Source organism: Cedecea sp. NFIX57, assembly GCF_900177785.1.
Classification (GTDB): Bacteria; Pseudomonadota; Gammaproteobacteria; order Enterobacterales; family Enterobacteriaceae; genus Cedecea; species Cedecea neteri_C.
Genome location: NZ_FXAS01000035.1, coordinates 1 through 12,498, shown reverse-complemented (window position 1 = coordinate 12,498; position 12,498 = coordinate 1). Strand labels below are relative to the sequence as shown.

General features: G+C 62.4%; 10 protein-coding genes and 1 pseudogene. All 11 read left to right on the top strand.

What is annotated here, in order from left to right; translation table 11 throughout:
• Window positions 1-7 precede the first annotated feature (7 nt).
• The 11 genes and pseudogenes from traD to repA all read left to right on the top strand — a co-directional run bounded on the left by traD (window position 8) and on the right by repA (window position 11,269).
• Window positions 8-2,179, top strand: coding sequence for a type IV conjugative transfer system coupling protein TraD (gene traD / locus B9Y90_RS21665; RefSeq protein WP_085542551.1), 2,172 nt, complete (start codon window positions 8-10; stop codon window positions 2,177-2,179).
• A complete protein-coding gene (mobF, locus tag B9Y90_RS21660) occupies window positions 2,179-5,529 on the top strand; it encodes a MobF family relaxase (protein WP_085542550.1) in 3,351 nt (1,116 codons plus the stop codon). The genes traD and mobF overlap by 1 nt, the downstream gene beginning before the upstream one ends.
• Window positions 5,526-5,651: pseudogene (locus B9Y90_RS27595) on the top strand (AAA family ATPase); the annotation flags it as partial. The gene mobF and the pseudogene B9Y90_RS27595, both read left to right, overlap by 4 nt.
• Before the next feature lie 246 nt (window positions 5,652-5,897).
• Complete coding sequence (locus B9Y90_RS21655; protein WP_217808993.1) at window positions 5,898-7,514, top strand: conjugative transfer relaxase/helicase TraI domain-containing protein; 1,617 nt, start codon at window positions 5,898-5,900, stop codon at window positions 7,512-7,514.
• Window positions 7,504-7,740: a hypothetical protein gene (locus B9Y90_RS26575; protein WP_139827448.1), complete on the top strand. Its 237-nt coding sequence runs from the start codon at window positions 7,504-7,506 to the stop codon at window positions 7,738-7,740. Before B9Y90_RS21655 ends, B9Y90_RS26575 begins: the two co-directional genes overlap by 11 nt.
• Window positions 7,737-8,033, top strand: a complete 297-nt coding sequence (locus tag B9Y90_RS21650; RefSeq protein WP_085542548.1) for a DUF3811 domain-containing protein — start codon at window positions 7,737-7,739, stop codon at window positions 8,031-8,033. Before B9Y90_RS26575 ends, B9Y90_RS21650 begins: the two co-directional genes overlap by 4 nt.
• 69 nt (window positions 8,034-8,102) lie before the next feature.
• The gene (locus B9Y90_RS21645) at window positions 8,103-8,942 is read left to right on the top strand and encodes a DsbA family protein (protein ID WP_085542547.1); all 840 of its coding nucleotides are present in this window, start codon (window positions 8,103-8,105) and stop codon (window positions 8,940-8,942) included.
• Between the two features lie 130 nt (window positions 8,943-9,072).
• Window positions 9,073-9,618: a phospholipase D family nuclease gene (locus B9Y90_RS21640; protein WP_085542546.1), complete on the top strand. Its 546-nt coding sequence runs from the start codon at window positions 9,073-9,075 to the stop codon at window positions 9,616-9,618.
• 148 nt (window positions 9,619-9,766) lie between these two features.
• A complete protein-coding gene (locus B9Y90_RS21635; RefSeq protein WP_085542545.1) occupies window positions 9,767-10,012 on the top strand; it encodes a replication regulatory protein RepA in 246 nt (81 codons plus the stop codon).
• 245 nt (window positions 10,013-10,257) lie between these two features.
• Complete coding sequence (gene tap / locus B9Y90_RS27590; RefSeq protein WP_139827453.1) at window positions 10,258-10,335, top strand: RepA leader peptide Tap; 78 nt, start codon at window positions 10,258-10,260, stop codon at window positions 10,333-10,335.
• On the top strand, window positions 10,322-11,269 hold the full coding sequence (gene repA, locus B9Y90_RS21625; protein WP_254902729.1) for a plasmid replication initiator RepA: 948 nt from the start codon (window positions 10,322-10,324) through the stop codon (window positions 11,267-11,269). The genes tap and repA overlap by 14 nt, the downstream gene beginning before the upstream one ends.
• Window positions 11,270-12,498: the final 1,229 nt, after the last annotated feature.

The window sequence follows — 12,498 nt, the reverse complement described above, 5'->3', positions numbered from 1 at the left end:
GTACAACATGAGTTTCAAGAGCCGTGATATCACCCAGGGCGGACAGGTCACGTTCATGCGTTTCCGGATGTTCCTCCAGGTGAACAACATCATCTTCTATTACGTCTTCTGCGGCTGGCTGGTTATCTTCGGCCTGCTGCTGTATTGCCGCCTGTCGGTGCAGACCGTGCTCAATGGCCTGGTCTACTGGTGGAGTTACACCTGCATTCCTCTGAAGGTGATTGTCCGCAAGCCCATGGTGTTTCCCGTGCGCTACTACGGGCAGGTCCTTCATTTTCCGTACGACAAAATCCTGACCGACAAATACACCGTCTGGTGCGGGCTCGCCCTGCGCAACGAGACCATTCTCTGCGGGCTGTTCGCGGCCATCGCGGTCTTCCTGATGGTGGTCGGGTTCTTCTGGTATATCGGGCATACGGGGAAGAAGGCCAGCGAGGACGAGGTCATTGGCGGACGCGTGCTGGAAGAGAACCCGCGGCGCGTCGCCCGGCTGATGCGCCGGCAGGGGAAAGCCTCCCCGATGGTGATCGACGGCCTGCCGATGGTCCTGGACGCCGAAATCCAGAACTTCCTGATGCACGGGACGGTCGGGACCGGAAAGTCCACCCTGATACGCAAGAAGCTGCAGTACCTGCGCGCCCTGGGTATCCCGGTCATTATCTATGACAAGGGCTGTACCTATGTGGAGGAGTTCTTCGACGAGTCCCGGGACGTTATTCTGGATCCGATGGATGCCCGCTGTGCCAACTGGGACCTGTGGGCGGAGTGTCCGACGCTGCCCGACCTGGAGGCGGTGACCGAGACGCTTATCCCGATGGGTAACGTGGCCGACCCCTTCTGGCAGGGCTCGGCGCGCACCATCTTTGCTGAGGGGGCGGAGCAGATGCGCGGCGTGAAAGACCGCAGCTATAACGGCTTCCTGCGCACCCTGCTGGCTATCTCCCTTGACCGGCTGCGGGACTTTCTGGTGGGGACCCCGGCCGCGGTGCTGGTTGACGGCAGCATCGAGAAGACCGCCATCTCCATTCGCAGCGTGCTCACCAACTACGTCAAGTCCCTGCGCTACCTGCAGGGTATCGACCGCCAGGGCAAGCCGCCCTTTACCATCCGGGAGTGGATGGTGGGCAACAGCGATAAAAAGCAGAGCGGCTGGCTGTTCATTACCTCTGACCAGCGATACCACGAGTCCCTCAAACCCCTGATATCAATGTGGCTCGGGATTGCCGCCAGCCACCTGCTGTCCCTGCACGAGAACCGCTACCGCCGGGTGTGGTTCTTCTACGACGAGCTGCCCTCCCTGCACAAGCTGCCGAACCTGCCCTACATCATTGCCGAGGCCCGCAAATACGGCGGGTGTTTTGTGCTGGGCTGTCAGTCATATGCCCAGCTGGAGGAGACCTACGGCCTTAAATTCGCGGCGGCTATCTATGACCTGCTGAACACCAAATACTTCTTCCGCTCCCCGAGCTCGGCCATCGCGAAGTTCGTGGCGGAGGATATCGGGGAGACGGTGAAGAAGCGTTTCTCCGAGCAGACGAGCTTCGGTATTGAGGCGGTTCGCGACGGTATCAGCTACGGCAAGGACGAGGAGCGTAACGGCATCGTCAGCTACTCCGACGTGCAGAGCCTGGAGGATTTGCAGTGCTTCGTCACCCTCCCGGGGAAATACCCGGTGGTTCGCCTCACGCTGACGTATACCGCCCTGCCGAAAGTGGCGGAGGGGATGCTGGGCCGGGAGGTGAAAACCTCCCTTGATCCGGATATCGAAAACGCGCTCAGCGAGCGCGACATGGCCGCCCGCGTCGCCGCCCGGGCGCTGTTCAGTGGCGGGGTGGACGATACCGCCGGAGGGGCTGAGGCCGCGGGTGTGCCTGTCGGGGCGCAGACGTCGCCTGCCGGTCAACCGGAGGGGACTTCGCCTGTTCCCGTCCCTGACGGCCCCGGGCCTGCATCACCGGCCTCCGGTCCGGGAGATGAAGATGCGGCGGCGGGTGCCAGGCCCGCCGCCAGCGGACGGGAGAACAGCCTGCCCTGGGGCATCACCCCGGAGGGCGAGATGGTGGACATGGCGGCCTATGAGGCCTGGCAGCAGACGCCGCCGGGCACCCGGGACGCAGTGCGCCGTGAAGAAGTGAACATCAACCACCATCAACCGTCCGGCATGGACATGGAGCTCTGATGCTGTCGGTATCGGTTATCAGCGGCGATGCTGCTTATTACAGTGGTGCTGAGAACGTCGAGACGCTGGAGAACGCGGAGGGGCAGTGGCTGGGGAAAGGCGCTGAAGCCCTGGGGCTGTCGGGGGCGGTGGTCCCCGACCGTCTGGATGCCCTGTTGCAGGGACATCTGCCGGACGGCACCCGGCTGACCCGCCAGAAAGACGGGAAAGAGACGAACCGACCGGGGCTGGATCTGACCTTTGGTGCCCCCAAAAGCCTCTCCATCCTGGCGCTGCTCGGCGGGGACACCCGCCTGACTGAGGCGCACAATGCGGCGGCCCGGCAGGCCATGCTGGAGGTGGAGAGGAGCGTCAATACCCGGCTGACCCGCGACGGGGTGACCCGTACCGTGGCGACGGGCAATATGGTGGCGGCGCTGTTCACCCATGACACCAACCGGGCAGGCGAGATGCACCTGCATGACCATGGCCTGCTGCTGAACCTGACGCAGGCGGAGGGCAAATGGCACGCGCTGGGCAGTGACACTCGGCACAGGAGCGGTATCCGGGAGATGGTCTACGACATGAAGCTGGCGTACGGCCAGCTTTACCGGGAGTTCCTGCGCCCCGGGGTGGAGGCGGCCGGTTATACGCCGGTCGACAGCGGCCCGCACGGCATGTTCGAGCTGGCGGAGGTCCCCCGGGCGGTGGTGGAAGCGTATTCACAGCGCACGGCACAGATAGATGCGGCCGTGGGCCGGGAGGCCAGCGCCCTGTCACGTGCGGTGGCGGCCCTGGACACCCGGCAGAGCAAAACTTTTGTCGACGGCGACACCCGCCGGGCGCAGTGGACGGCGACCCTGGACGGGCTGGACTTCGACCCGGCGGCGGTGATTGCGGCGGCGAAGGCCCGCAGCCAGCCTGAGCGCGACGTCGGGCCGGGTATACCTGGCGAGGCGCTTTCACCGAAAGGACGGCCCTTGAGTGGCCCGGGGGTGGATACGCTGCAGCCTGACTCGCCGGGGGCGGGGGCGTTGTTGCAGGCGGCGGTGACGCAGGCGGTCTCGGCCCTCAGTGATAAAAAGGCGCAGTTCGCTTACAGCGAAGTGCTCGCGGCAGTGGTCTCCCGGCTGCCGGCCGAGGCGGGCATGGTGCAGCGGGCGCGGGACGGGATTGAGGCGGCCCGGGCGCAGGGGCGTCTGGTGGCGCTCGACAGGGATAAGGGCCTCTTCACCTCGGATATCCACCTGCTGGATGAGCTGACCCTGCGCCAGTTTGCCCGGGAGCACAGCGAGAGTGGGCGGGCGATGGTCTCCGGGGCGGCCCTGCTGAGCGGTCGTCTGCCGGACGTCACCGGGGTGTACGCTGAACTGGCGCAGGCCCGTGACCCCCTGGCGGTGCTGGCCGGGCGTGGGGGGATGGCGGTGCAGCGGGGCCGCATGGAGCAGCTGACGGACCTTGCCCGGGCGCAGGGGCGGCAGGTGATGATACTCGCGGCAGATAACCGGAGTGCGCGCTTTCTCGGAGAATCGGAGACGCTTGCCGGGAGCCTGGTCGGGCGCAGCGCCCTGCGCGAAGAGCTGCCCCTGTCCGCCTGGTCGACGGTGATTGTGACGGAGGCCGAGTCCCTGACGCTGAAGGAGAGCGTCCTGCTCCTGACGCAGGCGCGGGCCAGCGGGGCGCAGATTCTGCTGATGGACAGCGGCAAACGCCAGGGGACAGGCAGTGCGCTTTCTGTGCTGAAAGACGAGGCCGTGGTGGTCCGGGCGTTTAATGACGCGGAGAAGCCCTCAGTGCAGCTGGTCTCTGAGCCGGACAAGAAGGTCCGCTATCAGGCGCTGGCACAGGAATACGCCCGCGAGGTGATGGCGGGCCAGACCGTGGTGGCCCAGGTGGCCGGGGCGCGCGAGCAGCGGCTGCTGACGGCCGATATCCGTGACGCCCTGCGGGCGGAGGGGATGCTTGCCGGGGCTGAGGTCCGGGTGGCCACCCTGTCGCCGGTGTGGCTCGACAGTAAGAACCGCCTCAGCCGGGAGACGTACCGGGCTGGGATGGTGATGGAGCGCTGGCAGGCGGAGGCCCGGGAGATGCAGCGCTGGCATATCGACCGGGTGGGGGAGGAGACGAACATCCTGCGCCTGGTGAACGAGGCCGGGGCGGTCCGGACGGAGAAAATCAGCCAGCTGGACAGCCAGTGGCGGCTGTATGCCCCGGGCGAAATCGCCGTGGCGACCGGGGACACGCTGAAGGTGACCGGCTCTGAGGCGCGGGGGAAGCTGAAGGCACAGGAGACGGTGCAGGTGGTGGGCACGCAGGACGGCACGCTGACCCTGATGCGGGTGGGCGCGAACGGAGACAACGCCCGCGAAGGGAAAGCCCTCACCCTCGATATCAGCCAGCCCCTGAAACTGGCCCACGGCTACGTGGAGCCAGTGGGGCAGTCCGTTCGCGCGGAGGGGCGCGTTCTGGCGGCGTTAAGCGGCCGCGAGATGCGGGACGAGGTGATTAACCAGCTGGTCCGCAGCGGAAATGACATCCGGCTGTTCACCGCCCTGGACCCCGTGCGGGCGGACGCGAAGCTGGCCCGCCATCCTCTGGTCCGGGTGGTCAGTGCGCAGGTGGAGGCGGCCACGGGTACGCAGGGCCAGGGGACAGACGCCGCGCTGGATGCCGCCGCGGCCCTCCCGCGCACCCCGGCCGCGCAGTCGGTCTTTCTGGCCCTCAGCCAGGTGCAGCATGAACGGATGGCCTTTCAGGCCCCCCGGCTGCTCAGCGCCGCCATCAGCATTAACCCGACCGTGCCGGTGATGGCCATCCGGCATGAGATTGACCGTCAGGTCCGGGACGGGGAGCTGGTCTCGCCTGAGAACAGCAGCCTGCTGGTTCCCCGGGAGACCTTTGAAACCGAGAAAGCCATTATCCGGCATATTGCGGAGGGCAAGGGGGCCGTCGCCCCACTGATGCCGGCGGTGCCTGATGCCCTGCTGCAGGGGCTGACGCAGGGGCAGCAGACTGCTACCCGGATGGTGCTGGAGAGCGCCGACCGGTTCACGGCGGTGCAGGGCTATGCCGGGGTCGGGAAAACCACCCAGTTCCGGGCCATGCTGACTGCCCTCGACACGCTGCCGGCTGACCAGCGGCCGGAAGTGGTGGGGCTGGCCCCGACCCACCGGGCGGTGGAAGAGATGCAGAGTGTGGGCGTGCGGGCGCAGACCCTGGACTCGTTCCTCTTTGAGGACCGCCAGGCCCGGCAGAACGGCGAGAAGCCGGACTACGGCCGGACCCTCTTTCTGGTGGACGAAGCCTCGATGGTGGGGAACCGGGCCATGAGTGAGGCGTATCAGGCGGTGGCCGCCGGGGGCGGGCGATAACCAGCGGGGATGATGCCCAGCTGCGGGCCATCGAACCCGGCCAGCCTTTCCGGCTGATGCAGCGGCGCAGCGCCATCGACGTGGCGGTGATGAAAGAAATCGTGCGGCAGGTGCCTGCGCTTCGGGGCGTGGTGTACGCCATGATTGACGGGCAGTACGCGCAGGCCCTGGACCAGGCGGCGCAGGTGACGCCTGACGTGGTACCCCGGGAGACCGGGGCGTATGTGCCGGCCTCGTCGGTGGAGGAAATCCGTTCAAAGAAAACGGACCTGGAGGCGCGGGCGCAGGCCGGGTTACCCGTCAGCATCACCGCAGCCATTGCGGCGGATTTTTCCGGACGCACCGCCCCCGCCCGGGAGGACACTCTGGTGGTGGCGCACCTCAACGCCGACCGGCGGGATATCAACAGTCTCATTCACGACCGGCTGTCGGGGGCAGGTGTGACGCAGAATGAGCAGGTTATCACCGTGCTTGATCCGGTGCGGGTGCGCCACAATGCCCTCCGGAGCCTGACGGGCTGGGTACCGCAGGCCGGGAATACCGCCCTGATTAACCGGGAGTACTGGACGGTGGGGGCCACTGACCGGGAGGCCGGGGTGGTGAGACTGACCCACGCGGACGGCCGGGAGAAACTCATCTCTCCGTTTGAGAACAGCACCGAAGACGTGCAGCTTTATCGCCCCCGGGATATCCGCGTCAGCGAGGGGGACCGGATGCGGTTTACCCGCTCAGACGCGGAGCGGGGCTACACCGGGAACAGTTTCTGGTCGGTGGCAGCACTTGAGGCGGACAGCATGACGCTTCGCAGCCCGGACGGGCATCAGACCCGGCGACTGGATCTCCGCGACCCGGCAGACCGGCATACCGACCTCGGGTATGCGGTCACGGCGTACGGCGCCCAGGGGGCGAGCGCCCGGTACGTGATTACGCTGGAGGGGACGGAGGGGGGTCGCAAGGTGATGGCATCGAAAGAGAGTGCTTACGTGACGCTGTCACGGTCAAAGGAGCATGTGCAGACCTACACGGATAACCGTGATGGCTGGCTGGCCGAACTGGCGCAGCACAAAGGCGACGGGACGGCACATGACTACCTGCAGGAGGGCGAGGACCGTGCCGCCCTGGCGGCGGAGGGCATTCTGTCGTGGGCGAAGCCGCTGGGCAGCGTGGCAGCCGGACGCGCCCTGCTGAAAAGTCACGGGCTGGACCCGGGGACATCGCAGGGGGTGTTTGTACCGGCCACCCGCCGTCAGCCAGAGCCGGGTGTGGGGTTTGCGCTGTGGGACACCAACGGCAATCCGGCGGGCCTGGCGATATTCAGCCTCACACAGGATGAACGCGGTGGACTGGCGTTCTCCGGGGCGCACCGGCAAACCGGTCGGGAGGATGCGCGCTTTGCCGGCCTTCAGCAAAGCCGCAACGGCGAGGTGCGGGTGGCCGACAGCCTGCCTGCGGGACTTGAACTCGCCCGCGACTATCCGGCGAGCGGGGTGATTGTGCGTCTGGCGGGGGATGACCTGCCGCATAACCTCAGCCGGGTCACCGGGGCGGATAATCTTATCGACGAGGCCACCGTGTCGGCGCAGGCGGCGAAAATGGCCCCGCCCGAAACGGCGGTTATCCCGGTCCTTCAGGACCCGGAAGCAGTGGCGAAGCAGGAGGCAGAGAAACTGGCGGCCCTCCTGATAGAAAATACGCCGCAAGCGGAGAAGACCGATCCGGCGACGTTGGACAGGGTGTTTACTCTGCTGAAGGATGAGATGGGTGGCCAGGATACCGAGGTGGCAGCCCTGGCGGCCATCCTTTCACGGGAGCAGAGGACGGCGCAGCAGCGCCTGGACCGGGATATAGCTTCGGTGGCCGGCCCGTCACAGGGCAAACAGGCTGAACGGCAGCCGGAGGCGCGCGCGGAAGCCGACACTCCGCCTGCGACCCGGCTGAGGCAGGTGGAGCGGGACATCGTGAAGGAGAAATCACTTGAAGACTGAATCAGAACTTTCTTTTGACGGCGGGTGCGAAGATAACCAGCACCGTCGGCGGGGCCAGGTGGCGGTGAGACTGGAGCTGGCCGGGTTATTTGACCGGGCGGTCCGCGTCTGGCACAGGGTGGCAAAACAGGCCCCACGGGCAGACTGGCGGGCGTACTCTGAAGCCAGAGTGGTTTATTGCCGGCGGCAGGCGCGGGCGTTACCTGACAGGAGAACGAGACGATGACTAAGCATTTTCAGTTGATTACGGAAGACCTGACGGAGTACGAGCGCTTTTTGCTGAACGCACTGATTACCCAGGAGGAAGCCGCGCTGGGGCGTCCGCTGTCGTCCCGGCGACGCCAGCAGCTGGCGGAGGAGGCGGCCGCGCAGCATGCGCGGGCAGTGAAACAAAAGCAACACAGGAAAACGCCGCGCGGACGGCCCCGCAAAATAAAGGATACCGGTGAGCCTGAGGCGACGACGGCGGATTTTCAGTGGCGTAAACCCGTGTCGTCCCGCCTGCTGCCCCCGCGTTAAATCGCCCGGACACTGCATATCCGCCAGGTTTGACGAACCACATCTTATTTATCAACAGGAAACATTCTTATGCTTAAAAAATCGAACATTGCCGCCGCCATTCTGCTGAGCGGCGTCCTGGCTGGGGTAGTGGCCCTGGATATCAGCCATTTTGCTCACGCGGAGGCGGCAACACCGGCCTCGCCGTTCACCCCGGCACAGGAGGCCCGTATCGGGAAGGTGGCGGCTGATTACCTGATTGCCCACCCGGAGGTGCTGGTGAAGGTCAGCGAGGCTCTGCAGGCCCGTCAGCAAGCCGCGATGATGAAGGCCATGACGGACGGGGCGCTGGCGCTCCAGTCTGAACTGCTGCATGACCCCCATGCGCCGTCCTACGGCCCGGCGGAGGCGAAGGTGGTGGTGACGCTCTTCTTCGACTACCAGTGTGTTTACTGCAGCCAGCTCGCCCCGGTGCTGACGAAAGTGATGAAAGCCAACCCGCAGGTGCGCTTTGTGTTCCGCGAGTGGCCCATCTTCGGCGACAGATGGCCGGCTTCCCGCCTGGCGGCAGAGACAGGCCTGAAAGTCTGGCAACAGAAGGGGGCAGAGGCGTACCTCGCCTACCACAACGGCGTGTATGCCACCGGGCATAACGAGGGGGCGCTGACGGAGAACGATATCCGTACGGCGGCGAAGGCCGTGAAGGTTGACAGTGCGAAGGCAGAAAGTCAGGACGTACAGGCTGAGCTGACCCTCACCGGGCAGTTGGCCCGGAACATCGGGCTCACCGGTACGCCAGGCCTGGTGGTGATGCCTGCTACCGGCGCTACCGCAGAGACGGTCACGGTGATCCCGGGCATGACTGACCGGGCGGTGCTGCAGATGGCCATAAACACCGCGGCTGGCCTGACCAACCCCGCTAAGCCGTAACCGGACCAGAATCTGCTGACGCCCGCGCGGGCGCGGTTGTCCAACCCCGGAAGCGGGTAAAAACGCGTTTTCCCCCGCTCCCGGCGTTTTCAGTTTTACCCCTGAATCATTTTTTACTTCGAGGTATGCGATGGATTTACGTTCCTGTCGCCGGCGGGCGCTGCCCGCTCTGCTCTGTTTTGCCCTGTCAGGTGTTATGCCAGCGATGGCTGCTTCGTCACTTCAGGCAGGTTTCTCTCCCGAAGGCAGTGCCCTCCAGCTGGTTCTGCAGACGATTGATACTGCACAGCTGAGTATCCGCCTGATGGGGTACACCTTCACGTCACCGCCGGTGGTGAAATCGCTGATAGCTGCCCGACGGCGGGGCGTGGATGTGAAAGTGGTCCTGGATGAGAAAGGCAACCGGGGGAAAGCCAGCCAGGCGGCAATGAACCTGCTGGTGAATGCGGATATTCCGGTGCGTATGGTAAACCGGTTCAGGATTATGCACGACAAGGTGATCGTCACTGACGGGCGTAATACGGAGCTCGGCTCTTTTAATTTTACGGCGAGCGGGGCGCGGGCGAATTCAGAGAATGTTCTGATTGTGCGGGATGACATCCTGGTTGCGCAGACCTATCTGCAGCACTGGCAGTCCCGCTGGGAGATGGGGACGGACTGGCATTCGCCGTACTGACAGCCTTGCTGCACAGGTAGAGCGTCCTCCAGCAGTATATCGTGGGCCAACACGACGTACAGCCCTAGGGTAAAGTTAAGTCGCTGATTCAGAAAATTTGTAGTATTCTCCGCCAGACGATCTTTGTTTGATCCTTGAGGGGGCGGAAATGTCGCAGATCGAAAATGCAGTAACTTCCTCATCGAAACCGAAGCGTATCTACAGAAAGGGTAGCCCTCTGAGCCTTGCTGAGCGACAACAGGCATCTCTGGCAAAGAAACGTTCTACGCATAAAGAGCTTCGGGTTTTTCTACCAGCAGTGCTGAAAGAGCAACTCCAGGATATGTGCGAAGCTGAGGGTGTAACTCAGGCTGAAATGATAGAAAGACTGATTCAAAAAGAGCTTCATACTTAATAGCTGGAAAATGTAGCGACATCACTTTCTTGCCTGAATGCAATCTGAGTGCTAGATTACTGATCGTTTTAATGAATTTCTGGTTGGCCACGCCGTAAGGTGGCAGGGAACGGGTCCGGAAATGATTTTCCCGGAGCCAGAAAAGCGAAAACCCCGATAATCTTCCTCAACTTTGGCCGGTCTGAGAAGATACATCGGGGGATCACTAAGACTGCATAGAAGCTGTTGCTCTATGCAGGGAGTATATGTGCATGCTCAGAAAACTGCAATACCTTCTGTGCTTACTCCTCCGGCGCAACATAAGCTCGGGTGGGTTTGAATAGCGGAACATTCTCCGATTCTACCTGTTTCGACTGGTCGGAATACGACTTGGCAAATTTGCGCGAAGCGCGCGATCCTGCGGTTGTTTCTCCGAAGCGCACCCGTCGTCGTCGTGGAACACATTCGACGGCCTGTAAGTGTGCTGACCCTAAATATCTTCGACCTGCGAACTTTGGCGAGCTCCCGAAGGTTCTTCGGGACGGATATCATCGTGCTCAGAAACGCCGTTTCTCGCGGCATCCATATTTCGTTCATATGCGCCAGACTGCAGGGCGGGAGCGCGATTTCCGGCAGGAGCGCCAGCATCTTCTCGATGCGCTGGCCGTTCTACTGGTTAGCGGTTGCGACCTTGCCACGTTTAACGTTGCCCTTAATAGTTCGCAGATATGCAAGGCGTTAAGCCCCAAGGACGCCCGGGGCGAGGTCATACCGGGTGAAGAGGTGACGCCTTCCCGCATTTGCCGCGCACTCGATCTCTTAGAAAATTACGGCCTTATCGAGCCGTACATGCGCCGCCTGGACCCGTACACAAAAACATACCTCCCACGCCATGTTACTTTAACTGAGCAGTTCTTTAAGCTCCTCCAGGTCAATCTCGATCTGCTGTACAAAGAGCGTGATGAACGTCTGCTCGCGATGGCCGAGGGGATTCTTGCCCCAGGCGAAGTGATGTCCGTAAAAGCGGCCCGGCAGCGCTTCTCTGACGAGAAAGTGGCACAGGCCCTGAAGGTTCGCCGCGAGAAAGCGATAGAACAGAAGCGCCTTTCCAGAATTGCGCGCTCTACCCAGCTTGATGACCGGCAGTTCCAGATTGCAGCCTGGTTGATCAACACACGGCCGGAGGCCTCAGGCATGGCGCCGGATGATTTCGAGTTGCTGGTCTACCATTACCTGCGCCAGATCAAGCTCAATTTTGACGCTGAGCCACCAGGCTAACTTAACACTCACTCCATATTTCCCCTCTACCGCCGCTGGCGGTTTTCGTGCTTCCCCGCGTTTAAAAACAGGCTAAAAAACCATCAGCAAAGCCTGCCGTTACGACACTTCTTACCGGCTAAACCCCCCGTGATGATGCAAATTGGTCATGTCCCTGTGGTTATGCACAAATATCCGCAAACATAGAGATCTTTTTACCCGCAATGACCAAGAGTACTACTCGCAAATTTTTCTTAATCTTTTGGAAGCCCTCTGCTCTTTCTAACCAACGAACGCTTACGCGTCTTTGTCTTCTTTAAAAATTCAATAAAATAAACCTTATTCAGTCCCGCTTTCCTGTGGAAAACGGGGATAATGCCCGCCCTTGCAGCGGACTCACGTCCGCGCCGGTTCGGAAACAACCGGAGGTAGCTCCCTCGCTTTGCTCGGGCATAGAAAGTTCCTGGTTTTCATCTGAACCACAGCCGAACAGCTACACTAAATCCCGGAATACAGCCCTGTATCTGTGTGATCCCTGTATTTACTAATATGTATGCTATTGGTTATCTACTCAGCCCCGCTGGCAGGTGGGGCTTTTTTTATGCCCCCTCGCAGTGCACTAGTTACAACATTCAGCATAACCATCAGAAAAAACCCTGGCCCGTGCACATCCACAGCGCCCGACCCCCCTGAAAAGCGCCGCCGCCCCGGGCCGGAGGCCCGGAACTGTGTCGCTTTTAAGATGGATGCTGTAACTAAAGATTCGTGTCGCTTTGAGAAGTGTGGCTGGAGGGTGTGGCGTACACGCCCGTAAGCGGCCCTGCCGGCCCGCTAACGCGGAGATACGCCCCGACTGCGGCTTTGCCTTGTCGGGCCCACTCCGACGGCGCACAGCAACTTCTGTATCGCTTTCAGCGGGTCTGGCTGAGCAGGGCGGGGGGTGGATAGGTGAAATCTGTCAACACAGAGCGGCTTCGCCGCGTCTCCGGCACCACTGACCCACGGTACCACATGTCACTTCTGGGGGTGCCTCTATGCCGCTGACGCGGCATAAAGCAGGATGCGAAGGGTGACGATGTCACCCCATAATCACCTTTATGCTGGCCCCACATGCGGCAGCATATCGCTCCAGAGTCAGAAGACTGGCTCTGCTGGATGGTTAGGAAGCTCAATCGACTCTTTTAGAGGTTCCTAACCATGAATTGTAGCGATGGCGATCCGCATGTGGTGGGTACTTTTGCGTGTTAATG